This is a genomic window from Nocardioides humilatus (assembly GCF_008373755.1).
GTDB classification, from domain to species: domain Bacteria; phylum Actinomycetota; class Actinomycetes; order Propionibacteriales; family Nocardioidaceae; genus Nocardioides; species Nocardioides humilatus.
In genome coordinates, this window is record NZ_VUJV01000006.1 from 345,049 (window position 1) to 367,072 (window position 22,024).

At 69.9% G+C, this 22,024-nt stretch carries 24 protein-coding genes; 14 read left to right on the forward strand and 10 right to left on the reverse strand.

Going from position 1 to position 22,024, the window contains the following annotated elements; translation table 11 throughout:
- The first annotated feature begins 48 nt into the window (after nt 1–48).
- From recA to F0U44_RS17915, 7 genes are read left to right on the forward strand one after another with little or no spacing between them, the layout of a single operon-like run.
- Entirely contained in the window at nt 49–1,113 is a 1,065-nt protein-coding gene (gene recA / locus F0U44_RS17885; RefSeq protein ID WP_149729716.1) for a recombinase RecA, read from the forward strand.
- On the forward strand, nt 1,097–1,624 hold the full coding sequence (locus F0U44_RS17890; RefSeq protein WP_246160601.1) for a regulatory protein RecX: 528 nt from the start codon (nt 1,097–1,099) through the stop codon (nt 1,622–1,624). The genes recA and F0U44_RS17890 overlap by 17 nt, the downstream gene beginning before the upstream one ends.
- A 21-nt stretch (nt 1,625–1,645) precedes the next feature.
- The gene (locus F0U44_RS17895; protein ID WP_149729718.1) at nt 1,646–2,149 is read left to right on the forward strand and encodes a phosphoribosyltransferase; all 504 of its coding nucleotides are present in this window, start codon (nt 1,646–1,648) and stop codon (nt 2,147–2,149) included.
- 2 nt (nt 2,150–2,151) lie between these two features.
- On the forward strand, nt 2,152–2,682 hold the full coding sequence (locus tag F0U44_RS17900; protein ID WP_281292650.1) for a GNAT family N-acetyltransferase: 531 nt from the start codon (nt 2,152–2,154) through the stop codon (nt 2,680–2,682).
- A 5-nt stretch (nt 2,683–2,687) separates the two neighbouring features.
- Entirely contained in the window at nt 2,688–3,557 is an 870-nt protein-coding gene (locus F0U44_RS17905) for a polyphosphate kinase 2 family protein (RefSeq protein WP_149729720.1), read from the forward strand.
- A complete protein-coding gene (locus F0U44_RS17910) occupies nt 3,554–4,339 on the forward strand; it encodes a HipA family kinase (protein ID WP_149729721.1) in 786 nt (261 codons plus the stop codon). The genes F0U44_RS17905 and F0U44_RS17910 overlap by 4 nt, the downstream gene beginning before the upstream one ends.
- Entirely contained in the window at nt 4,336–4,716 is a 381-nt protein-coding gene (locus tag F0U44_RS17915) for a DUF3037 domain-containing protein (RefSeq protein WP_149729722.1), read from the forward strand. The genes F0U44_RS17910 and F0U44_RS17915 overlap by 4 nt, the downstream gene beginning before the upstream one ends.
- On the opposite strand, the gene F0U44_RS17920 is transcribed toward F0U44_RS17915, so the two are convergent.
- The 4 genes from F0U44_RS17920 to F0U44_RS17930 are packed head-to-tail and all read right to left on the reverse strand — an operon-like array spanning nt 4,713 to nt 8,141.
- Nucleotides 4,713–5,456, reverse strand: a complete 744-nt coding sequence (locus F0U44_RS17920) for a sirohydrochlorin chelatase (RefSeq protein WP_149729723.1) — start codon at nt 5,454–5,456, stop codon at nt 4,713–4,715. The genes F0U44_RS17915 and F0U44_RS17920 overlap by 4 nt on opposite strands.
- Nucleotides 5,457–5,515: 59 nt before the next feature.
- On the reverse strand, nt 5,516–6,259 hold the full coding sequence (locus tag F0U44_RS17925; RefSeq protein WP_149729724.1) for a phosphoadenylyl-sulfate reductase: 744 nt from the start codon (nt 6,257–6,259) through the stop codon (nt 5,516–5,518).
- Nucleotides 6,256–6,414: a hypothetical protein gene (locus F0U44_RS23090; RefSeq protein WP_188113544.1), complete on the reverse strand. Its 159-nt coding sequence runs from the start codon at nt 6,412–6,414 to the stop codon at nt 6,256–6,258. The genes F0U44_RS17925 and F0U44_RS23090 overlap by 4 nt, the downstream gene beginning before the upstream one ends.
- Nucleotides 6,411–8,141, reverse strand: a complete 1,731-nt coding sequence (locus F0U44_RS17930; RefSeq protein ID WP_149729725.1) for a nitrite/sulfite reductase — start codon at nt 8,139–8,141, stop codon at nt 6,411–6,413. The genes F0U44_RS23090 and F0U44_RS17930 overlap by 4 nt, the downstream gene beginning before the upstream one ends.
- Nucleotides 8,142–8,495: 354 nt before the next feature.
- Between F0U44_RS17930 and F0U44_RS17935 the strand changes: the two genes are divergently transcribed.
- Entirely contained in the window at nt 8,496–9,944 is a 1,449-nt protein-coding gene (locus tag F0U44_RS17935; RefSeq protein ID WP_149729726.1) for a glycine hydroxymethyltransferase, read from the forward strand.
- Between the two features lie 43 nt (nt 9,945–9,987).
- On the opposite strand, the gene F0U44_RS17940 is transcribed toward F0U44_RS17935, so the two are convergent.
- From F0U44_RS17940 to F0U44_RS17950, 3 genes are all read right to left on the reverse strand, one after another.
- Nucleotides 9,988–10,815: a DUF559 domain-containing protein gene (locus tag F0U44_RS17940; RefSeq protein ID WP_149729727.1), complete on the reverse strand. Its 828-nt coding sequence runs from the start codon at nt 10,813–10,815 to the stop codon at nt 9,988–9,990.
- A gap of 234 nt (nt 10,816–11,049) precedes the next feature.
- Nucleotides 11,050–11,742 carry a response regulator gene (locus F0U44_RS17945; protein WP_149729728.1) on the reverse strand — a complete coding sequence of 231 codons (693 nt, stop codon included), beginning with the start codon at nt 11,740–11,742 and terminating at the stop codon, nt 11,050–11,052.
- Complete coding sequence (locus F0U44_RS17950) at nt 11,739–13,337, reverse strand: sensor histidine kinase (protein ID WP_246160604.1); 1,599 nt, start codon at nt 13,335–13,337, stop codon at nt 11,739–11,741. The genes F0U44_RS17945 and F0U44_RS17950 overlap by 4 nt, the downstream gene beginning before the upstream one ends.
- A gap of 102 nt (nt 13,338–13,439) precedes the next feature.
- On the opposite strand from F0U44_RS17950, the gene F0U44_RS17955 reads away from it, so the two are divergent.
- From F0U44_RS17955 to F0U44_RS17965, 3 genes are read left to right on the forward strand one after another with little or no spacing between them, the layout of a single operon-like run.
- Complete coding sequence (locus tag F0U44_RS17955) at nt 13,440–14,804, forward strand: cation:dicarboxylate symporter family transporter (RefSeq protein WP_149729729.1); 1,365 nt, start codon at nt 13,440–13,442, stop codon at nt 14,802–14,804.
- A 16-nt stretch (nt 14,805–14,820) separates the two neighbouring features.
- Nucleotides 14,821–15,783 carry a YihY/virulence factor BrkB family protein gene (locus F0U44_RS17960; RefSeq protein WP_246160605.1) on the forward strand — a complete coding sequence of 321 codons (963 nt, stop codon included), beginning with the start codon at nt 14,821–14,823 and terminating at the stop codon, nt 15,781–15,783.
- A gap of 10 nt (nt 15,784–15,793) precedes the next feature.
- Entirely contained in the window at nt 15,794–16,912 is a 1,119-nt protein-coding gene (locus F0U44_RS17965; RefSeq protein ID WP_246160608.1) for a potassium channel family protein, read from the forward strand.
- Nucleotides 16,913–16,927: 15 nt separating this feature from the next.
- Here F0U44_RS17965 and F0U44_RS17970 read toward each other — a convergent pair whose 3' ends face one another.
- Complete coding sequence (locus tag F0U44_RS17970; protein ID WP_149729730.1) at nt 16,928–17,527, reverse strand: TetR/AcrR family transcriptional regulator; 600 nt, start codon at nt 17,525–17,527, stop codon at nt 16,928–16,930.
- Nucleotides 17,528–17,641: 114 nt separating this feature from the next.
- Between F0U44_RS17970 and F0U44_RS17975 the strand changes: the two genes are divergently transcribed.
- The 3 genes from F0U44_RS17975 to F0U44_RS17985 all read left to right on the forward strand — a co-directional run bounded on the left by F0U44_RS17975 (nt 17,642) and on the right by F0U44_RS17985 (nt 20,546).
- Nucleotides 17,642–19,126, forward strand: coding sequence for a flavin monoamine oxidase family protein (locus F0U44_RS17975; protein WP_281292651.1), 1,485 nt, complete (start codon nt 17,642–17,644; stop codon nt 19,124–19,126).
- Nucleotides 19,123–20,223, forward strand: coding sequence for an SMP-30/gluconolactonase/LRE family protein (locus F0U44_RS17980; RefSeq protein WP_149729731.1), 1,101 nt, complete (start codon nt 19,123–19,125; stop codon nt 20,221–20,223). The genes F0U44_RS17975 and F0U44_RS17980 overlap by 4 nt, the downstream gene beginning before the upstream one ends.
- Nucleotides 20,224–20,309: 86 nt before the next feature.
- On the forward strand, nt 20,310–20,546 hold the full coding sequence (locus F0U44_RS17985) for a DUF3263 domain-containing protein (RefSeq protein ID WP_149729732.1): 237 nt from the start codon (nt 20,310–20,312) through the stop codon (nt 20,544–20,546).
- 10 nt (nt 20,547–20,556) lie between these two features.
- On the opposite strand, the gene F0U44_RS17990 is transcribed toward F0U44_RS17985, so the two are convergent.
- On the reverse strand, nt 20,557–20,763 hold the full coding sequence (locus F0U44_RS17990) for a hypothetical protein (RefSeq protein ID WP_149729733.1): 207 nt from the start codon (nt 20,761–20,763) through the stop codon (nt 20,557–20,559).
- A 65-nt stretch (nt 20,764–20,828) separates the two neighbouring features.
- On the reverse strand, nt 20,829–21,992 hold the full coding sequence (locus F0U44_RS17995) for a steroid 3-ketoacyl-CoA thiolase (RefSeq protein ID WP_149729734.1): 1,164 nt from the start codon (nt 21,990–21,992) through the stop codon (nt 20,829–20,831).
- Nucleotides 21,993–22,024 lie beyond the last annotated feature (32 nt).

Here is a 22,024-nt window from a genome sequence, read left to right on the forward strand (position 1 = left end):
CGTCGCGGATGTACCTGGCTACGGCTACCAGACGAAGGACGTGAGGACATGGCGGACGACCGCTTGAAGGCGCTCGACACGGCGCTGCTCAACATCGAGAAGCAGTACGGCAAGGGTTCGATCATGCGGCTCGGCGATGACTCGCGCGCCCCGCTGGAGGTCATCCCGACAGGTTCGATCGCGCTCGACGTGGCGCTCGGCGTGGGCGGTCTGCCGCGCGGCCGGGTCGTCGAGATCTTCGGTCCTGAGTCCAGCGGTAAGACGACGGTGGCGCTCCACGCGGTGGCCAGCGCCCAGGCCAGCGGTGGCATCGTGGCGTTCATCGACGCCGAGCACGCCCTCGACCCCGAATACGCCAAGGCCCTCGGCTGCGACACCGACGCACTGCTGGTCTCCCAGCCCGACTCCGGTGAGCAGGCGCTCGAGATCGCCGACATGCTGATCCGCTCCGGCGCGCTCTCCCTGATCGTCATCGACTCGGTCGCCGCGCTCGTGCCCCGCGCCGAGATCGAGGGCGAGATGGGCGACAGTCACGTCGGTCTCCAGGCCCGACTGATGAGCCAGGCGCTGCGCAAGATGACCGGCGCGCTCAACAACACCGGCACCACCGCGATCTTCATCAACCAGCTCCGCGAGAAGATCGGCGTGATGTTCGGCTCGCCCGAGACCACGACCGGTGGTCGGGCGCTGAAGTTCTACTCCTCGGTCCGCCTCGACGTCCGTCGGGTCGAGACCCTCAAGGACGGCACCGACTCGGTCGGCAACCGCACCCGCATCAAGGTCGTGAAGAACAAGGTCGCCCCGCCGTTCAAGCAGGCCGACTTCGACATCATGTACGGCAAGGGCATCAGCCGCGAGGGCGGTCTGATCGACGTCGGCGTCGAGGCCGGACTCGTCCGCAAGGCCGGCTCTTGGTACACCTACGAGGGCGACCAGCTCGGCCAGGGCAAGGAGAACGCCCGCCAGTTCCTGTTCGACAACCCCGACCTCGCCAACGAGCTCGAGAAGAAGATCCTCGAGAAGCTCGGCGTCGGTCCGCAGGTCGACAACGAGGCCGACAAGGACGCGTTCGCCGAGCTCCCTGATGAGCCCATCGGTGTCGATTCGTTCTGACGACCGGGATCTCGGCCCCGAGCCCGACCCGGAGTCGGTGGCCCGCAAGATCCTGCTCGACCAGCTGACTGGCCAGGCGCGCAGTCGTCACGAGCTGGCCGAACGGCTGGCCCGCCGCAATGTCCCTGACGAGGTGGCGGGCCGGCTGCTCGACCGGTTCGAGGAGGTCGGCCTGGTCGACGACGAGGCGTTCGCACGCCTGTGGGTCGACAGCCGACAGCGCACGCGCGGCCTGGCTCGGCGGGCGCTTGCCCAGGAGCTGCGCCGCAAGGGGATCGCCGACGAGACCGCTCGCTCGGTGCTCGACGAGGTCGATCCGGCTGACGAGGCGGAGGCCGCCCGCGAGCTGGTGCGCAAGAAGCTGCGAAGCATGCGATCGGTCGACGACACCGTGGCTGCGCGGCGGCTCGCCGGGATGCTCGGCCGCAAGGGCTACCCGGCAGGCATGGCCTTCGCCATCGTCAGGGACGAGCTGGAGAAGGCAGGTCGCGAACTCGAGGACGAGGGTTAGCCGGTCCTGCACAATGGCCGGGTGACGAGCGATGGCCCGGCCCGCGAGATCCTCTCCTACGAGCTGTTCGGCACTGCGGTGCGCGAGCTCGCCCAGCAGGTCGTCGACGACGGCTACGAGCCCGACATCGTGCTCGCGATCGCTCGCGGGGGCCTCGGCCTCGGCATGGGCCTGGGCTACGCGCTCGACGTCAAGAACCTCAGCGCGGTCAACGTGGAGTTCTACACCGGCGTCGACGAGCGGCTCGACGTACCGATCATGTTGCCGCCGACCCCCGCGGCGATCGACCTGACCGGCATGAAGGTCCTCATCACCGATGACGTCGCCGACACCGGCAAGACGCTCGAGGTGGTGCGCGACTTCGTCGCCGACCATGTCGCCGAGGCGCGGACTGCCGTCATCTACGAGAAGCCGTGGACGGTGATCAACGCCGAATACGTCTGGCGCCGGACGGAGCGCTGGATCGACTTCCCCTGGTCCTCGACGCCTCCGCTCGTCGACCGACGCGGTGGGCTCGCCCATTGAGGGTGGCGTTGCGGCCCATGCGGCGTGCGGACCTGGCCGACGTGCTGCGGTGGCGACAGGCGTCGCACGTGGCGAAGTGGTTCCCGTCCGCGGAGGCGGTCTCGATGGAGACGATCGAGATCCGCTACGGACCACGCATCGATGGCGAGGCGGCGACCCGGATGTTCGTGGTCGAAGCCGAGGGGAGCCCGGTCGGCTTCCTGCAGGACTACCGGATCCGCGACCACCCGGAGTTCGCCGTACTGGCCCCTGACCCTGACGCCGTCGGAGTCGACTACGCCATCGGTGAGGTTGACTGGTTGCGCCGCGGGATCGGGCTGCGGATGCTGGACACCTGGTCCCGCGAAGCTCCTCGGGCCTATCCCGACGCGACGATGCTGTTCGCCGCTCCCGACCACCGCAACCTGGCATCGCGGCGGCTGCTGGTCAACGCCGGGTTCGTCGAAGGCGTCTGGTTCGACGAGCCGCAGGCCGACGGGTCGATCGCGACGCTCGTCGGTCACAGCCGCGCTGTGGCATCGGTGCTTGGATAGCGACCATGACCGACCCCGCGACCGATACCGCCGAGCTGGTCGCCGCCCTGCGCGTCGCGACCGGTCCCGTCGACCTGTCCGCGATCGCCACCGACGCGACCCCCGGCTTCGATGCGGACAAGGAGGCGGGAGAGGCGGCGCTGCTCAGCCTGGGCGACGAGCTCTCCGAGCTCCAGGAGCGGCTCTTCGCCGAGGGCAAGTCCGGCGGCGCCCGCAGCCTGCTGCTCGTCCTCCAGGGGATGGACACGTCGGGCAAGGGCGGCACCCTGCGCTCCACCGTCGGACTGATGGACCCCCAGGGCGTGCGGATCACCTCGTTCAAGGCGCCCAGCGAGGAGGAGCGCTCCCACGACTTCCTGTGGCGCATCACCAACGCGCTGCCGTCGCCGGGCTACGTCGGCGTCTTCGACCGGTCGCACTACGAGGACGTGCTCATCGCACGCGTCCGCGAGCTCGCTCCGGCCGAGGAGATCGAGCGCCGCTACCAGGCGATCAACGAGTTCGAGGCCGACCTCGTGAGCAAGGGCACGCGCGTCGTGAAGTGCATGCTCCACATCTCCGCGGACGAGCAGAAGGAACGGCTTCTGGCCCGGCTCGACGACCCGACGAAGTACTGGAAGTACAACCCCGGCGACGTCGACGAGCGACAGCTGTGGCCCGCCTATCAGGAGGCCTACGAGATCGCCATCGAGCGCACCCACACCGAGGTCGCACCGTGGCACGTGATCCCGGCCGACAGGAAGTGGTACCGCAACCTCGCTATCGGAGAGCTGCTCTTGGTGGGGCTCCAGGCGATGGCGCTGGAGTGGCCCGCGGCCGATTTCGACGTCGCCGTCGAGGAGCAGCGACTGGTCGACGAGGACCCGATCGGATGACCCGAACGGACACGACACTGCCCACGGTCGCGGTGACCCGCTACGTCACGCCGCTGCGCGAGGGCGGCAGCCTGCCCGGCATCGTCGAGGCCGACGACCTCGGCACCTACGTCTGCAAGTTCCGTGGCGCTGGGCAAGGTCTCCGGGTCCTCGTCGCCGAGGTGATCGTCGCCGGCCTCGCCGAGCGGATCGGGCTGCAGACCCCGCGGCAGGTCGTGCTCGACCTCGGTGCCGACCTCGCGCGCTACGAGGCCGACGAGGAGGTCCAGGACCTGCTGCGCGCCAGCGTCGGGCTCAACCTCGGCATCGACTTCCTCCCGGGCGCGTTCGGCCACGACGGCGACCTCGCCCCGCACGCTGCGATCGCCGCAAAGGTCCTCTGGCTCGACGCCTTCTGCGCCAACGTCGACCGCTCGTGGCGCAACCCCAACCTGCTGCTCTGGCATGACGACCTCTGGGTGATCGACCACGGGGCGGCGCTCTACTTCCACCACGCGTGGAGCGGCGGCGTGACCGATCCCGAGCGCTTCGCCCGCCAGCCGTGGGACTCCTCCGACCACGTGTTGGGCGCCTATCGCACCGCGCTCCCGGCCGCCGACGCCGAGATCACCGCAAGCCTCACCGAGGACGACCTGGTTGCAGCGGTCGCGCGCGTGCCCGACACCTGGCTCGAGCCGGTCTCGGGAGCAGAGACGGCCGACGACCTGCGGTCGGCGTACGTCGACTTCCTGAGCGCACGCCTGGCGACCCGCCAGTGGCTCCCGATCGAGGGTGTCGCATGAGCGTGATGCCCTATCAGTACGTCGTTCTGCGCTGTGTGCCGCGCGTCGACCGCGAGGAGTTCGTCAACGTCGGCGTGGTGCTCTACTGCCAGGCCGCGGACTTCCTCGCCGTCACCTGGCACTGCGACCCCGATCGCCTACGGGCCGTCGACCCGACCCTTGACGTCGACCGGGTCTGTGACGCACTGACGTTCGTCGACGGCGTGTGCGCCGGTGACGAACGCGGGGGAGCGGTGTCCGACAAGCCGCTGACCCAACGGTTCGGTTTCGTGAAAGCACCGAAATCGACAGTGGTCCAGCCCGGGCCGGTTCACGGTGGTCTCACCGCGGATCCGGCTCGGGAGCTGGACCACTTGTTCAGTCGGTTGGTCGGTTAGACCGGGACGAGCTCCACAGCCCCCACGGCGTAGCGCGCGAGGACGGTCCGCGCGATCTCCGGGTGGGCACCCAGCGGCTCGGACACCGCGACGGCTCCCGCCTCGAGCGCCAGCTCGGTCGCGCGGTCGAGCAGGCTGCCCGGCGCGAGGAAGAGCGAGGCGACCGCGATGTGGCGGCGACCCTCGGCGCGGAACGCGCGCACCGCCTCGCCGGTGGCCGGCGGAGCGGCCGCGGCGTAGGCCGCGGTGACGGGGAGCTTGTGGTGAGCACCCCAGACCCGGGCCAGCCGAGCGACGGCCTGGTTGGCCAACGGGTCGGTCGAGCCGGCGGCAGCCAGCACGAGCGCGTCGAGCTCACGGATCCGCGCGGACTTGAGAGCCTCGCGCATCCGCTCGTCGAGCACCTCGAGGAAGCGCGCCTCGAGACCGAGGACCTCGGTCGCGCGGATCTGCAGACCCGGGTGCCGGGTGGTCGCCTCGGCGATCACCTCGGGCACGTCGACCTTGGCGTGGAAGGCCTCGTTGAGCAGTAGCGGTACGACGACGATCTCGTCGTAACCGGCGCGAACCAGCTTGTCGACGACCGTGTGGAAGTTCGGCTTGGCGAGCTCGAGGAACGCCTTCTCGATCCGGAGGTCAGGGCGCAGTGCCTTGACCTCGTCGACCAGCGCGGTGATCGTCGCGGAGGAACGGGCGTCCCGGCTTCCGTGAGCCAGGGCGACCAGTGCAGGAGCGGCCATTGCAGCGGTCTCCTCTCAGTTGGTGCGGGGGAACGGGCGAGTCATGGGGGAGTCAGACGTCACGAGTGGATCCCGCACTCGGTCTTGTTGGTGCCGGCCCAGCGTCCACTGCGAGGGTCCTCGCCTGGGGCTACGCGGCGTGTGCACGGCCAGCACCCGATCGAGGGATAGCCGTCGTACACGAGGGGGTTGACGAGGACGCCGTTGTCCGCGATGTAGCGCTCCACCTGCTCGTCGGTCCAACGAGCCAGCGGAGAAACCTTGACCTTGCCCTTCTTGGCGTCCCAGCCGATGACGGGGGCGATGACCCGGTTGTGGGTCTCGGCCCGCCGCAGGCCAGTGGCCCAGGCGTCGTAGTGCGAGAGGGACTCCTGCAGGGGGATGACCTTGCGCAGCTTGCAGCACAGGTCGGGGTCGCGCTTGTAGAGGTCCTTGCCGTATTCGGCATCCTGCTCGGCCACGCTCTGCACGGGCGTGATCGACAAGAGGTTGACCGGAAGCGTGTGCTTGACCGCGTCAGCCGTGCCCATGGTCTCGGCGAAGTGGTAGCCGGTGTCGAGGAACACGACGTCGATCCCGGGCACGACCTTGGAGGCGAGGTGGGCGAGCAGGGCGTCGCCCATCGAGGAGGTGATGCAGAAGCGTTCGCCGAACGTCGCGGCAGCCCACTCGATGATCACCTCGGCCGGGGCGAGCTCGAGCTCGGCGCCCCAGTGGGACACCAGCTCGCGCAGCTCCTCCGGGGAGCGGCCCGCGGTCTCGACGCCTCGGGCGAGGCGCGCCTTGGCGGTGGAGACGCTCATTGCGAACCACCTCCCGGGCGGAGCAGACCAAGCAGCTTGATGGAGAACGCGCGCAGGCACGACCGGCACTCCCACGACCCAGCGGTCGCCTCGTGCGGCCAGAGGTCACCCTCGCCGCAGAAGGGGCAGTGGAACGGCACTGCGCGCTCGGTCATGAGACCGGCTCCGCTGACTGGAGGGCCTTGTCGCCCCGCAAGAGCTCTTCGTCGGCGCGAGCGACCCAGTCGGCGAAGATCTCGTCTTCCTTGCGGTCGACCAGGTAGTTGGTCACCACGTTGCTGACGTAGTCGTCGAGGCCCTCGCTGGTCACCTTGTGGGCGCGCAGCTTGCGGCCGAAGTTGGCGCCCAGGCCGGTCGCACCGCCGAGGTGCACCTGGAAGCCCTCCACCTGCTGGCCCTCGTCGTCGAGGACGAGCTGACCCTTGAGGCCGAAGTCGGCGACCTGGGTGCGGGCGCAAGCGTTGGGGCAGCCGTTGACGTTGACCGTGATCGGGGTGTCGAGCGTCGGGAAGCGGCGCTCGAGCTCGGTCACCAGCGAGCGCGCGCGCTCCTTGGTGTCGACGATCGCGAGCTTGCAGAACTCGATGCCGGTGCAGGCCATCGTGTTGCGGCGCCAGTTGGACGGACGGGCCGAGAGACCGATCTCGTCGAGCCGCTCGATCAGCGCCTCGACCTTGTCGTTGTCGACGCCGATCAGCACGATCTTCTGGTACGGCGTGAGGCGGGCTCCCGCGACGCCGTACTCCTCGAGCAGGTCGGCCAGCTGCACCAGCAGGGTGCCGGACACGCGACCGACGCTCGGGGCGACACCGATGTAGGACTTGCCGTCCTTCTGGGCGTGCACGCCGATGTGGTCGCGGTGACCCACGGGCGAGGCCGGCGACTCGAGGTTGACCAGCTTCTTGCCGAGGTACTCGTTCTCGAGGACCTCCTGGAACTTCTCGATGCCCCAGTCAGCGACGAGGAACTTCAGGCGGGCCCGCGAGCGGAGGCGGCGGTAGCCGTAGTCGCGGAAGATGCTGGCTACGCCCTCCCAGACGTCGGGGACGTCCTCGAGCGGGATCCAGACGCCCATCTTCTGCGCGAGCATCGGGTTGGTGGACAGGCCGCCGCCGACCCAGACGTCGAAGCCGGGGCCGTGCTCGGGGTGGACCGAACCGACGAACGAGACGTCGTTGGTCTCCGGCGAGACGTCCTGGCTCGGGTGGCCGGTCAGCGCGGTCTTGAACTTCCGGGGGAGGTTCGAGAAGTCCTTGTTGTTGAGGTAGCGCCGCTCGATCTCCGCCAGAGCGGAGGTGCCGTCGATGATCTCGTCGACAGCGACGCCGGCGACCGGCGAGCCGAGGAACGGCCGCGGCGAGTCGCCGCACGCCTCCATCGAGTGGAGACCGACCTCGTCGAGGCGCTCCCAGATCGAGGGGACGTCCTTGATGTCGATCCAGTGGTACTGGATGTTCTCCCGGTCGGTGACGTCGGCGGTGTCCCGCGCGTAGTCGACGCCGATCGTGCCGAGCGCACGGACCGCGGCGGGGGAGAGCAGCTTGCCGTCGGAGCGGACCCGCAGCATGAAGTAGCGGTCGTCCAGCTCCTCCTCTTCGAGGGCTCCGGTCTTCCCGCCGTCGATGCCGGGCTTGCGCTGGGTGTAGAGGCCCAGCCAGCGGAACCGGCCGCGGAGGTCGGCGGGGTCGATCGAGTCGAAGCCGCGCTTGGAGTAGGTGTAGAGGATCCGGTCCCGCACGTTGAGCGGGTCGTCGTTCTTCTTGCTCTCTTCGTTCTTGTTGAGAGGCTCGCGGTAGCCGAACGACCACTGGCCCTCGGCGCGGCGGGGACGCGGAACGTCGGTGTGCTTCGGTGGCTGGGAGTCGAAGCGCAGGTCGGCCATGGTTCTAGAAGGTCCTTCGCTGATGGGCGCGGGAGGCGCGCGGCTGAGGTCGGGTAACGATGCGAATCAGCGGGGCCAACACATCATGCTGCGGGTGCGCCCGAAGTCCACGTGGCGACGTACCACGAGGTAGGCGTGGGTTGCAGCAGAGACCATGTCAATCAGTCTCAGTCCTCGGACTGCCGGTCCACAACTCGGGATCTCATGATGTGGACCGAAGTCTCGTGATTTGGACGGCTTGGGGCTGTTTCCCCCGCCTGAACGCGGGGCGTGCGACGCAGGTCACACGCGGCGCCGTGCCGAACGGGAGGGGTCACGGTGATCTCAACGTCCTTGCGCCCTACGATCTTCCGCATGAGCGACCCGGTCTCCAGCAGCCTCGTCAGCAGCGCCTACAGCCAGGCCCTGGAGGTGATCGCCTCCGTCGAGCCGCGCATCGCCGAAGCCACGCGCAAGGAGCTCGCCGACCAGCGGGCCTCCCTGAAGCTCATCGCGAGCGAGAACTACGCCTCGCCGGCCGTCCTCATGACGATGGGCACCTGGTTCAGCGACAAGTACGCCGAGGGCACGGTCGGTCACCGGTTCTACGCCGGCTGCCAGAACGTCGACACCGTCGAGTCGCTCGCCGCCGAGCACGCCCGTGAGCTGTTCGGTGCCGAGTACGCCTACGTCCAGCCGCACTCCGGCATCGACGCCAACCTGACCGCCTACTGGGCGATCCTGGCCCACCGCGTCGAGGGCCCGTGGCTCGACAACGCCGGCGTCAAGAACATGAACGAGCTCAGCGACGCCGACTGGGAGAAGCTCCGCCACGAGCTGGGCAACCAGCGGCTGCTCGGCATGAGCCTGGACTCCGGCGGTCACCTGACCCACGGGTTCCGCCCCAACATCAGCGGCAAGATGTTCCACCAGCAGCAGTACGGCACCGACCCGGAGACGGGCCTGCTCGACTACGACGCCCTCCGCGCGAAGGCCAAGGAGTTCAAGCCGCTCATCCTGGTGGCCGGCTACTCCGCCTACCCGCGCCGCGTGAACTTCGCCAAGATGCGCGAGATCGCCGACGAGGTCGGCGCGACCCTCATGGTCGACATGGCCCACTTCGCGGGTCTGGTGGCCGGCAAGGTCTTCACCGGCGACGAGGACCCGGTGCCCCACGCCCACGTCGTGACCAGCACCTCGCACAAGTCGCTGCGCGGACCGCGCGGTGGCTTCATCCTCGCGACGGAGGAGTACGCCCCCAGCGTCGACCGCGGCTGCCCGATGGTCCTCGGTGGCCCGCTCTCGCACGTGATGGCCGCGAAGGCCGTCGCCTTCGCCGAGGCGCGCACCGACGCGTTCAAGACCTACTCGCAGCAGGTCGCCGACAACGCCAAGTCGCTCGCCGAGGGCTTCCTCAGCCGCGACGCCAAGCTCGTCACCGGTGGCACCGACAACCACATCGTGCTCCTCGACGTCACGTCCTTCGGCCTCACCGGTCGCCAGGCGGAGTCGGCGCTGCTCGACGCGGGCGTCGTCACCAACCGCAACTCGGTGCCCTCCGACCCCAACGGCGCCTGGTACACCTCCGGCGTCCGCCTCGGCACCCCCGCGCTCACGACCCGCGGCTTCGGCCACGACGAGTTCGACCGCGTCGCCGAGCTGATCGTCCACGTCCTGCAGAACACCACGCCGGGCACCACCAAGGCAGGCGACCCGTCCAAGGCGTCGTACGTCCTCGCCGAGGGTGTGGCCGACAAGGTCAAGGACGCCTCCGCCGAGCTCCTCGACAAGCACCCGCTCTACCCGGGCCTCGAGCTCGCCTGACCACCTGCAAACGGACGTACCAAAGTCTGATTTCGCTCGGCGCTCACGCGGCGCCGCACGTTGCGCAGACTACTTTGGTACGTCCGTTTGCAAGTTCCACCGCGGCGACCAGCACTGCCCGCACGAAGTCCTGGTCGAACATGACGTCCTCCCAGGCGAATCGCAGGACGATCCAGCCGTCCACGGTCAGTAGGTCGTAGCGCCGGGCATCGCGCCTGAGGGCCGCACGATCGCCGTGCCACTCGAAGGAGTCGGCCTCGAGCACGATGCGCAGGTCCTCGTCGACCAGGTCGGGCCGGGCCCACGGCTGCACCGAGGTGATCCACCGCTGCGGTTCCACGCGCAAGCCTTCGACCGAGTTCGCGATCGAGCGAAGGACCGACTCGAACGCGTTCGCCGGATCGGCGCGGGCCTCGTCCACCTTTGCTCGGACCCGTGCCGCCCCGCGACCCGTCGCCATCGCGCGGACGCGCGCCAGGGCGGCCAGCTCGCCCGCTCGCGCTGCCGAGTCGGCGATCGCCAGAGCCTCATCGTCAGGGAGCGATCGCAGACACTGCAGGAGGGTGACCTCCTTGCTCGTTGCGATCCCGCGGACGACGTCGTCCGGCGCGAGGTCGTGGCGGTGTGGGCGGACGACGCGCAGCTGGGCATCGGTCAGCTTGCGGTTGCGCCTGAACGACACGTCGGGGAGCTCCGGCACCTGCTTGACGGCCCAACCGTGGAAGAGCGCCGCGCTGGTCAGGCAGAGCACGCCACTGACCTGATAGGCCGTACGGATGGCCTCGTCCGCAGCGGCGACCACGTAGCGACCTCGCGCCACCCGGGCGACCTTTCCGTCGAGGATTGCCTTGTCCAGCGCCGAACGGCTCACGAACCGGAGTAGCTGCCCACTCGAAGCGACTCCTCCGAGTTGGAGGAGGACCTCTATCGGATCGAGGTCGTTCACGCGGAGCGGGGCAGCAGTTTCGCCGTGACGTCGCCATCAGTCTTGAGGGTGGGGCGGAAGGGCTCCCGAGAAGAAGTCGTCATGGCGCGATCGTGGTCGAAATGGGGGCGCCACGCGACCGGTGCAGGTCGCGCCTGTGGACAACCTCCTCGGCCGCGGTCAGCGCCAGCGGTAGGCCACCTCGGGGCGACCGCCGGAGCCGCCGTAGCGGGGTTGGCGGTCGGTCAGGCCGGTGGCGGCGAGGTGCTCGAGGTAGCGACGGGCGGTGACCCGGGAGATCCCGACCGCGGCGGCTGCCTCGCTGGCAGACAGACCGTCGAGAGCGGCACGCACCGCGGTGGTGACGTCGCGGAGGGTCTCGGCGCTCATGCCTTTGGGGAGCGGTGTGGTGCCGGTCGGCCGCAGTGAGCCGAGTAGCCGGTCGACCTCGTCCTGGACCACCTCGCGCGGGGCGGCGGCGAGCGAGTCGCGGTAGGCGGCGTACTGCTCCAACTTGGTGCGGAAGGTCGCGAACGTGAACGGCTTCAGCAGGTAGAGCACGACGCCCTGGGCGACGGCGTGGCGGACCACGTCGGTGTCGCGGGCGGCGGTCACGGCGATGACGTCGCACAAGTGGCCGGCCGAGCGCACGCCCGTCAGCAGGCCGAGGCCGTGCCCGTCGGGCAGGTGCATGTCGAGCAGCAGCAGGTCGACCGGGCGACCCTGCGTGCGCTCGCTGTCGAGCAGCCGCATCGTGTCGGCGATCGAGTGGGCGACACCGGCGACGACGAACCCGGGCACCCGGGCGACGTACGACGCATGGGCCTCCGCCGCTCGCACCTCGTCCTCGACGACGAGCACCCGCACGGTCATGGCGTCACCTCGGGGCGGAGGACCACGGTGAACCGGGCACCGCCGAGGTCGGAGCGGTCGACGTCGACGGATCCGCCGTGCCGGCGCGCGACCTGTACGACGAGCGCCAGCCCGAGTCCTCGGCCGGCACCAGGTGCGGCCTTGGTCGTCCACCCGCGCTCGAGCACGTTGGCCGCAGCGTCGTCGTCGAGGCCCGCGCCGCTGTCGTCGACCTGGACCGTGAGCGCGCCGTCGCCTCCGGTCACCCGGACGCGCACTTGGCGATCAGCGGCGTCGGCGACCGCGTCGAAGGCGTTGTCGACGAGGTTGCCGATGACGGTCACGAGATCGCGGTTCGGCAGGTCGCCGGTGCTCGTGACGGACCCGGTGATCTCCAGGTCGATCCCGCGCTCAGCCGCCTCAGCGGACTTGCCGAGGAGCAGCGCTGCGACGACGGGGTCGTCGACGGCGCCGACGACGCGGTCGGCGAGCAGCTGGGCGACCTGGAGCTCCTCGGTGGCGAAGTCGACGGCCTCGTCGGGTCGCCCCATCTCGATCAACGACACCACGGTGTGGAGCCGGTTGGCGGCTTCGTGGTTCTGCGACCGGAGCGACTCGGTGAGCCGCCGTACGAGGTCGAGCTCGCCGGTCACCGAACGCAGCTCGGTGTGGTCGCGCAGGCTCACGACCGAGCCGACTTCACGCCCTTCCCACAGCGCCGGCGCCGTCGAGACGACGAGCATCCGGTCGCCTGCGAGATAGAGGTCGTCGGTCTCCGCCGTGGCCCCGAGCGCGGCCGCGACCAGCCCGGGGGCCAGGCCGAGGTCGCCGACGTGGCGCCCGACGGCGTCCTCGGGCAGGTCGAGCAGCCGTCTTGCCTCGTCGTTGAGCAGCTCGACCCGGCCGTCGCGGTCGAGCAGCAGCAGGCCTTCGCGGACGGCGTGGAGCACGGCTGAGTAGTACTCATACATCCGCGCGATCTCTCGCTCGCCCATCCCGTGGGTCATCCGGCGCAGCCGCTTGCTCACGAGGGCCGCGCCGAGCAGGCCGATCGCCAGCACCGCGAGCGCGGCGCCGAGGATCGCCAGCACGTCACGTCGCAGCTCGCGGTCGATGTCGCTCACCGCGATCCCGACGGACACGAGCGCGACGACGCGGTCGCCGTCGAGGACCGGCACGACCGCGCGCACCGATGGCCCGAGCGTCCCGGTGTACTGCTGGGTGAAGACCTTCCCTTCGGGAGCACCGCCGAGGTCGCCGACGAAGGGCTTCCCGATGTTGTCGGGGTTGGGGTGCGTGTAGCGGGTGCGGTCCAGCCCCATGACGACCACGAAGTCGGTGTCGGTGTCGACCCGCACCTGCTCGGCGTAGGGCAGCAGCGCCCGGGTGATGGCCGCGGGGTCGGCGAGCTGCACGGCGCGGCGCACGGTGGGGGAGTCGGCCACCGACTCCGCCACGGCCACCGCGCGGTCGGCCGCGTGGTCGCGCACGTCGCGCCGGGCGTCGTAGGCCGTCAGTCCGATCGCCGCGACGACGAGGACGACCACCACGCCGACCTGCAGGAGCAGGACCTGGCGCGCGACCGAGAGGTCGGCGAGGAGCCGATGGCGACGCACCGCGCCATTGTGTCGCAGCGGGAGGCGCGGGGTGTGGCGTGCGTCACGAACACAACGAACGCAACGGTGACGCAGGTCACTCCCGCAAGGACAGTCGGTCGCATGGACACCTCCACCGCCCCCGCCACCGGGAAGGACCGGCCCACCCGCCGGGACCGCACCCACTACCTCTACCTCGCCGTGATCGGCGCCGTCGCAGCCGGCATCGCCGTCGGACTGATCGCGCCGTCGTTCGCGGTCGAGCTCAAGCCGCTCGGTCAGGCCTTCGTGGCGCTGATCAAGATGATGATCCAGCCGGTCATCTTCTGCACGATCGTCCTCGGCGTCGGATCGGTGCGCAGTGCCGCCCGGGTCGGCAAGGTCGGCGGGCTGGCGCTCCTCTACTTCGTCGTCATGTCGACGGTCGCGCTCGGCATCGGCCTCGCGGTCGGCAACCTCCTGCACCCCGGCTCCGGTCTCCACATCACCGAGGCGACCGCGTCGGCCGGCGCGGCCCAGGCGGCTGACGCCCACGGCAGTACGACGGAGTTGCTCCTCGGCATCGTGCCCGACTCGATGCTCTCGGCACTCACCTCGGGCGAGGTGCTCCAGACCCTGCTGATCGCTCTGCTGATCGGCTTCGCCCTGCAGGCGATGGGTCCGGGTGGCGAGCCGGTGCTCCGCGGTGTCGGTCACATCCAGCGGCTCGTCTTCCGCGTGCTGTCGATGATCATGTGGGCCGCGCCGATCGGTGCCTTCGGGGCGATCGCCGGCGTCGTGGGGGAGACCGGTGTCGACGCGCTGAAGAGCCTCGCGGTGCTGATGATCGGCTTCTACGTGACCTGCGCGCTCTTCGTCTTCGTCGTGCTGGGCACGGTGCTCAAGCTGACGACCGGCGTCAACATCTTCGCGCTGCTGCGCTACCTGGGCCGCGAGTTCCTGCTGATCCTGTCGACCTCCTCCTCCGAGTCGGCGCTGCCGCGACTGATCGCGAAGATGGAGCACGCGGGCGTCGACAAGCCGACCGTGGGTGTCGTGGTGCCGACCGGCTACTCGTTCAACCTCGACGGCACGGCCATCTACCTGACGATGGCGTCCCTCTTCATCGCGACCGCGATGGGCGCTCCGCTGTCGATCGGCGAGCAGGTCTCCCTGCTGCTCTTCATGATGTTCGCCTCCAAGGGTGCCGCGGGCGTCACGGGTGCCGGCATGGCGACCCTCGCCGGCGGGCTCAGCTCGCACCGGCCCGAGCTGCTCGACGGGGTCGGGCTCATCGTCGGGATCGACCGGTTCATGTCCGAGTGCCGCGCGCTGACCAACTTCGCGGGCAACGCGGTGGCGACAGTGCTGATCGGCACCTGGACCGGTGGCATCGACCGGGCCCAGCTCGACCGGGTGCTCGCCGGGGACGACCCGTTCGACGAGACCACGATGGTCGACGACCACGGTCCGGCGGTCGCCGCGGAGCAGGAGCCTGCGCCCGTGTGACGCTACGGTTGGCGGCGTGGAGGCAGCCGACAGATCGCCGTTGAGGCGCCTCCTGGACCTGGTGTGGCGGCTGATCGTCACCACCGTCGGGTCCTGCCTCAAGCACCGAGTGACCGGGCTGGCGGCGGAGGGGGCGTTCTTCGCGATCCTCTCCGTCCCGCCGCTCGTCTTCGCCCTGGCCGGCGCGGTCGGCTACGTCTCCGAGAACTTCACAGCAGCACAGGTCGACGACATCCAACGGGCTGTCGTCGACCTGTTCTCGACGTTCCTCACCGACCGCGCGGTCAACCGGGTGATCGTCCCGACGATGGGTGACGTCCTGGAGGGCGGCCGGTTCGACGTCATCTCGCTCGGGTTCGTCCTGGCGCTCTGGTCCGGCTCCCGCGCGCTCAACGTCTTCGTTGACACCATCACGATCATGCACGGGCTCGGCGGGCACCGGGGGATCATCAAGACCCGGGCGCTCTCCTTCGTGCTCTACATCCTGGCGCTGATCACCGGGGCGATCTCGATCCCGCTGGTCGTGGCCGGTCCGACGCTGGTGCGCAACTGGTTGCCCAACCGTGCCGACTTCCTGATGACCTTCTACTGGCCGATCGTGGTCCTCATCTGCATCTGCTTCCTGGCGACGCTCTACCACGTGTCGGTGCCGGTGCGGACCAACTGGAGCTTCAACCTCCCCGGCGCGACCTTCTCGCTGGCGGCGTGGATCCTCGGGTCCTACCTGCTGCGCTGGGTGCTGACCGTCACAGCCACCGACTCCCGCTCGATCTACGGCCCGCTGGCCGCCCCGATCGCGGTCCTGCTGTGGCTCTACATCGTGGCGATCGCCGTACTCATCGGGGCTGCGGTCAACGCCGCCTTCGACACCGTCTTCCCACAGGACGCGACCAGCAGGGCCCGTCGCGAGCTGGTCGCGCGGCTGCGCACCCGGGTCGCGCAGGCGAGGGAACGCGGCACCGTCGAAGACATGCCATAGATTCACGGCCGTGGACGATCAACCGACGAGGGACGCCGCCGCCCAGGCGCCGAGTCGCATCGCGCTCCCCGAGCGCCCGCGCTCGCCCTGGTGGCAGCTGGGTCGGCGCCTGCTCGCAGCGTTCGCGATCATGGCGGGCACCGTGCTCCTGGTGATGATCGACCACACCGGCTACCGCGACGCCGGTGATGCGACGGCCGCCGATCCCTTCGGCGACGTGTCGGTGGTCGACGCGATCTACTACACGACCGTCACGCTCAGCACGACCGGCTACGGCGACATCGCGCCGGTCTCCGACCAGGCCCGGCTGGTCAACGCGTTCGTCATCACACCGGCGCGCATCGCGTTCCTGGTCCTTTTGATCGGTACGACGCTCGAGGTGCTCGCGCAGCGCGGGCGCGAGATGTTCCGCATCGCCCGCTGGAGGAAGCACATGTCACACCATGTCGTGGTGATCGGTTACGGCACGAAGGGTCGAAGTGCCGTCGACACCCTGGTCAACAACGGGCTCGACCGCGAGCACGTGGTGGTCGTCGATCCGAGCCCGGATGCGCTCGCAGAGGCTCACGCCGACCACCTCGCGGTGGTCACGGGTGACGCGACCCGGCGCGACGTCCTGCGCCGTGCGGGTGTCGCGACGGCCGACCAGATCATCATCACCACCGCCCGTGACGACACCAACGTGCTCGCCACGCTCACGGTGCGCCAGCTCAACCCCGACGCGTTCATCGTCGCGGCCGTCCGGGAGCAGGAGAACGCCCCGCTCATCCGGCAGTCCGGCGCCGACTCGGTCATCATCTCCGCCGACGCGGTCGGCCGTCTGCTCGGTCTGTCGGCCCTGTCGCCGACGCTCGGCACGGTCATGGAGGACCTGCTCACCTACGGCGACGGTCTCGAGGTCGCCGAGCGCGAGCTGCTCGTCGCCGAGGTCGGCGTGCCGCCGCAGTCGCTGCCCGACCAGGTCATCGCGGTCGTCCGTGACGAGCGGGTCTACCGCTACTTCGACCCGGTCGTGACCCTGCTCGCGCGCGGTGACCGGCTGGTCGTCGTACGTCCGGCCAAGGAGCTGCCGTGGGCGCCGCGCCCCGGCACCCACAACGAGGAGTTCGCGAGCGAGGACGAGGGCTGACGCCCCACCTGCGACTCAGGCTGGGGTGGACTCCGGCAGCAGCATGACCTCGTCGATCTGCTGCGCCATCAGGTCGAGGACCTGGCGCGCGCTGCGGTCGTCGCGGCGGACCAGCCAGTCGAGCGTGATGCCGTCGATGAGGGCGGCGAGGTAGCGACCCATCACCTCGGGCGGCAGCGCCGGCTTGGCGCCGATGCCGTCGAGCAGCGCGATGAACGCGTGGGAGTAGTGCTCGTACTGCTGGCGGGCGACCTCGGCGTAACCGGGGGTGCGCAGGCAGTATTGAGTCAGCTCGTAGGTGAGCAGGTGGTGGTCGGGGTTGGCCACGACGTGGGACCAGTAGGCCTCGAGCCCGGCGCGCACCATCTCCTTGCGCGTGGCGCCCGCCTCGAAGGAGGCCTCGGCGAGGTCGACGGTGGTGTTGACCAGCGCCTTGATCACCGCGTCGAGCAGCTCCTGCTTGGAGTCGAAGCAGTAGTGGAAGACGCTCAGCGAGGTGCCGGCCTCGGCGACGATCGCCCGGGTGGTCGTCTTGGGCACCCCGTCACGCGTGAGTACGGCGATCGCGGCGTCGACGAGCTGCTGACGTCGCTGCGCCAGCGGCATCCGTGCCATGGGTCCCCCTTTTTTGGCCTGGAGACAAGCCTACGGGTCTCCTGCGTAACACCGGCGGAGGCGCGTCGTTAGGAAGTAGGACAAATGACCTGATAGGCGAACATGGGGTTGCGAATGGGTGCAGGAATCGGTCGTCGGGAGCTGCTCGGCGGGTTGGCAGTAGGAGCAGCGGGAGCGGCCGGCGCCGCCAGCGGCATGTGGCGCCCCGCGGCAGCCGCGACCACGAGCGGAGCTCTTCCCGACAAGGTCGATGCCGTCGTCGTCGGCGCCGGCATCTCGGGACTCACCGCCGCGCGCAACCTCGCCGCCAAGGGCGTCAAGGTGCTCGTCGTCGAGGCGCGCGACCGCGTGGGCGGCCGAGTGCTCAACCACCACCTGCGCGCCGGTGGCGTCATCGAGGCCGGCGGCGCGTTCGTCGGCCCGACCCAGGACCACATCCTCAAGCTCTCCGACGAGCTGGGCGTGAAGACCTTCAAGGAGTACCTCGAGGGCGACAACGTCTACATCAAGGACGGGCGGCGCTCGACCTTCAAGGGCACCGTCCCGCCCGACCCGTCGATCCTGCTCGACGCCGCCCTGCTGCAGTCGAAGCTCGACGGGATGGCCAAGAAGATCGCGGTCGACGCGCCCTGGGACCACCCGAAGGCGGCCGAGTGGGACGCCATCACGGTCAAGGACTGGGTCGCCGATCAGTCCCTGGTCTCCGACGTCGACGACCTGCTGAAGTGCTACTTCCAGCCCAGCTGGGGCTCCGACGCGGGCAACGTCTCCGTGCTCTTCCTGGCGTGGTTCATCGCGACCGCCGGCAACGAGACCAACGTCGGCACCTTCGAGCGCTCGTCCAGCACCAAGGACGGCGCCCAGGACTCGCGGTTCAAGCTCGGCTCCCAGACCGTCCCGATCCGGATGGCGCGCGAGCTCGGCGGCCGCGTCGCGCTCAACGCGCCGGTCCGCAAGATCGTCCAGGCCGACGGCTGGGCAACCGTCCACACCGACCGTGGCGCCGTCCGCGCGAAGCGCGTCATCGTCGCCTGCCCGCCGCCGCTCGTGCTCGACATCGAGTGGCACCCGCAGCTGCCCACCAAGCGCCGCAAGCTTCTCGAGGCCATGCCCATGGGCCACCTGATGAAGTGCGACGCCGTCTACGAGACGCCGTTCTGGCGCGAGGACGGGCTCACCGGCTCCGGCCTCGCCAACGCCGGTGCGACCCGCGCGGTCTTCGACAACACCCCGGCCAACGGCGGTCCCGGCGTGCTGCTCGCCTTCGTCGGCGGCTCGACCTGGAAGAAGTACGGCCGGCTGCCGCTCGCCGAGCGCAAGAAGGCCGTGCTCGAGGGGTTCGCCGAGATGTTCGGCGAGCAGGCCCTGCACCCGATCGAATACACCGAGCACGACTGGACCCTCGAGCCGTGGACCACCGGTGGCCCGATCGCGCTGCCGAAGCCGGGCGCGATCTCGACCAACGGCCACACGATCCGCGAGCCGCACGGCCGCGTCCACTGGGCCGGCACGGAGACCTCGACCTACTGGTCGGGCTTCATGGACGGTGCCGTGCGCGCGGGGGAGAGGGCCGCGCGCGAGGTGCTCGACAAGCTGTGAGGACCGTACGACGGACGGCCGTTGCCGTCACTGCCCTGGTCGCCGGCGCACTCCTGACGGTCCCCGCGGCCGGTGGAGCCGTCCCCGAGCGGGAGCGTTGGGACACCGACGTACTCGCGACGGTGCAGTCGCCGGGCTATCCCGCCAACGTCCTCGTCCACGCCGGCCGGGTCTACGCCGGGACCTACGCCAACCTCCGGGGCGACTCGCTGCCCTCGATCGTGCGGGAGTGGTCGCGCGACGGCACCTTGCTGCGGTCGTGGACCGTGCCCGGCCAGGACCTTGAGGCCAGCCACGGCGTCCAGGTGGCCGCCGTCGACGCCCGCGGCCGGTTGATCGTCCTCGAGAAGAGCACCGGCTCGGTGCTGCGACTCGATCCCGACACGGGTCGCTGGTCGACGTACGCACGGCTCCGGGACCTGCCGGCCTGCGACCTCGGCCTGCCTGGCGACGGCTGCACGCCCAACCTCGTCGACGAGTCAGCGGTGCCCAACTACGCCGTGTGGGCACCGGGCGGCGCGCTCTACGTCACCGACTACGGCCAGGCGGTCATCTGGAAGATCCCGCCCGGCGGTGGCCGCGGCCGGCCCTGGCTGGTGAGCAAGAAGCTCGACGGCGTCGAGTTCGGTACGGCGGGCCTGGCGCTCGGTCCGCAGCGCAAGTCGCTCTACGTGATGCAGCAGAGCTCGCTGGGGCTGGGGGAGGGCTCGGTCGCCCAGGGCAAGCTCTACCGGGTGCCGCTCCACGGCCCGCGGACGCTCACCAAGCTGTGGCAGTCGCGGCCGTTGGACCTGCCCGACGGCTTCAGCTTCGCTCGGTCCGGCCGGGTCTACGTGGCGTGCTCGGGCAGCAACCAGTTGCTCGTGCTGGACGAGACGTTCCACGAGATCGAGCGGGTACCGTCCGTGCCGGTCACCGGCGACACCGGTGGTGACCTGACGCTCGACACCCCGTCGAACATGACCTTCGCCGGCCGCAGCGTGCTCATCGCCAACCAGAGCTTCCTCGGCACCACGGCCAACCACGCGATCCTCGACGTCTACGTCGGCGAGCGCGGCGTGCCGATCTTCGTGCCGCGGCGGGCGGGCCTCCGCTAGCTAGCGGCGCAGCCGTGACGAGGAACACGGCCCGCTAGCCCCGGTCGGATTTGGGTCCGTCTCGCGGCGGCCGGGATCGTGGGGGGATGCCCCTGACCGACCGCGAGCGAGCTCTGCTCGTCTTCGAGCGGCACTGGTGGCGCTACGGCGCGACCCGTGCCGACGCGGCGCGCGCCCACTTCGGTCTGGCGGGTCCCGAGCACCGGCGGATCGTGGGTGCGCTCATCGACCGGGCCGAAGCGCACGAGCACGACCCGGTGCTGGTGCGTCGGCTGCGCCGGATGCGCGCCACGCATCGGGCCGAGCGCCGCGCCGCCGCATGACGGATCGGGCTCAGCCGTAGGCCGATCCGGTGCGCTGCTGTGCCGGGATCGGCCGGAGCTTGTCGGCAGCCATCCACTCGACGGCCACCCGACCGCGGGGGTCGACGTAGATGACCTGCGCCTCCCAGTCGGGCGTCTGTCGCCAGCCCAGCACCAAGCCAGGCATCTCGGTCGGCGCGAACGCCGGCCGCACCCACACGTGACGCACCCCCGCCATGGGGATGACAATAGAACAGATGTTCGACGCGGTGTTGACCTGGGTGGGATCCGACCTGCGGGAGGTCAGATCCGCTCGATGACCGTCCCGGTCGCCATCGCGCCACCCGCGCACATCGAGATGAGGGCGGTCGACTGGTCGCGCCGCTCAAGCTCGTGCAGGGCCGTGGTGATGAGGCGGACGCCGGTCGCGCCGACGGGGTGGCCCAGGGCGATCGCGCCGCCGTTGACGTTGACCTTGTCCATGTCGACCTTGTGGACGCCGGCCCAGGAGAGGACGACGGAGGCGAAGGCCTCGTTGACCTCGAAGAGGTCGAAGTCGCTGATCGCCATGCCGGTCTTCTGGAGCACCCGGTGGGTCGCGTCGATCGGTCCGTCGAGGTGGTAGTAGGGGTTGGAGCCGACGAGGCAGTGGAACTTGATCCGGGCGCGCGGCTTGAGGCCGAGCTCGCGGGCGCGGTCCTCGTCCATGATCAGCAGCGCAGCGGAGCCGTCGGTGATCTGCGAGGAGGTGCCGGCGGTGTGGAACCCGTCGGGCATCACGGTCTTGAGGTTCGCGAGGCCCTCGAGGGTCGTCTCGCGCAGGCCCTGGTCGGTGTCGACGACGCGGGTCTCGCCGGTCGGCTTGCCCTCCTCGTCGAGGATCGGCGCCACGATCGGCGCGATCTCGCGCTTGAAGCGGCCCTCGTCGACGGCGACGCGCGCCTTCTGCTGGGACGCGAGGCCGAAGGCCTCGAGGTCGGCGCGGGTGATGCCGTGGTCCTTGGCGATCCGGTCGGCACCCTCGAACTGGTTGGGCATGTCGATCGCCCAGTCGTCGGGGCGCGGGTCGCCGAGGCCCGGGGGCACGTTGCCGCCGAGCGGGATGCGTGACATCGCCTCGACGCCACACGCGATGCCGGCGTCGATGCTGCCGGCAGCGACCATGTCGTTGACGAGGTGGGCGGCCTGCTGGCCCGACCCGCACTGCGCGTCGATGATGGTGCCGCCGGTGTGCTGGGCCAGCCCCTGGTAGAGCCAGGCGCGGCGCACCATGTCGTTGGACTGCTCGCCGGCCTGGGTGACACAGCCACCGACGACCTGCTCGATCAGCTCGGGATCGACGTTGCCGCGGCGGAGCACCTCCTCCTGCATGAAACCGAGCATCTGCGCGGGGTGCAGGCCGGCCAGCCAGCCCTTGCGCTTGCCCAGAGGAGTGCGGACGGCGTCGATGATCACGGGGTTGCCCATGCCGCCATCATAGCGGAAACTAGAACACGTTC

Excerpts from the sequence above, each read along its gene's own strand:
- recA (WP_149729716.1), top strand. The coding sequence starts at position 49 with ATGGCGGACGACCGCTTGAAGGCGCTCGACACGGCGCTGCTCAACATC.
- F0U44_RS17905 (WP_149729720.1), top strand. The coding sequence starts at position 2,688 with ATGACCGACCCCGCGACCGATACCGCCGAGCTGGTCGCCGCCCTGCGC.
- F0U44_RS17910 (WP_149729721.1), top strand. The coding sequence starts at position 3,554 with ATGACCCGAACGGACACGACACTGCCCACGGTCGCGGTGACCCGCTAC.
- F0U44_RS17915 (WP_149729722.1), top strand. The coding sequence starts at position 4,336 with ATGAGCGTGATGCCCTATCAGTACGTCGTTCTGCGCTGTGTGCCGCGC.
- F0U44_RS17920 (WP_149729723.1), bottom strand. The coding sequence starts at position 5,456 with ATGGCCGCTCCTGCACTGGTCGCCCTGGCTCACGGAAGCCGGGACGCC.
- F0U44_RS17925 (WP_149729724.1), bottom strand. The coding sequence starts at position 6,259 with ATGAGCGTCTCCACCGCCAAGGCGCGCCTCGCCCGAGGCGTCGAGACC.
- F0U44_RS23090 (WP_188113544.1), bottom strand. The coding sequence starts at position 6,414 with ATGACCGAGCGCGCAGTGCCGTTCCACTGCCCCTTCTGCGGCGAGGGT.
- F0U44_RS17930 (WP_149729725.1), bottom strand. The coding sequence starts at position 8,141 with ATGGCCGACCTGCGCTTCGACTCCCAGCCACCGAAGCACACCGACGTT.
- F0U44_RS17935 (WP_149729726.1), top strand. The coding sequence starts at position 8,496 with ATGAGCGACCCGGTCTCCAGCAGCCTCGTCAGCAGCGCCTACAGCCAG.
- F0U44_RS17945 (WP_149729728.1), bottom strand. The coding sequence starts at position 11,742 with ATGACCGTGCGGGTGCTCGTCGTCGAGGACGAGGTGCGAGCGGCGGAG.
- F0U44_RS17955 (WP_149729729.1), top strand. The coding sequence starts at position 13,440 with ATGGACACCTCCACCGCCCCCGCCACCGGGAAGGACCGGCCCACCCGC.
- F0U44_RS17970 (WP_149729730.1), bottom strand. The coding sequence starts at position 17,527 with ATGGCACGGATGCCGCTGGCGCAGCGACGTCAGCAGCTCGTCGACGCC.
- F0U44_RS17975 (WP_281292651.1), top strand. The coding sequence starts at position 17,642 with ATGGGTGCAGGAATCGGTCGTCGGGAGCTGCTCGGCGGGTTGGCAGTA.
- F0U44_RS17985 (WP_149729732.1), top strand. The coding sequence starts at position 20,310 with ATGCCCCTGACCGACCGCGAGCGAGCTCTGCTCGTCTTCGAGCGGCAC.
- F0U44_RS17990 (WP_149729733.1), bottom strand. The coding sequence starts at position 20,763 with ATGGCGGGGGTGCGTCACGTGTGGGTGCGGCCGGCGTTCGCGCCGACC.
- F0U44_RS17995 (WP_149729734.1), bottom strand. The coding sequence starts at position 21,992 with ATGGGCAACCCCGTGATCATCGACGCCGTCCGCACTCCTCTGGGCAAG.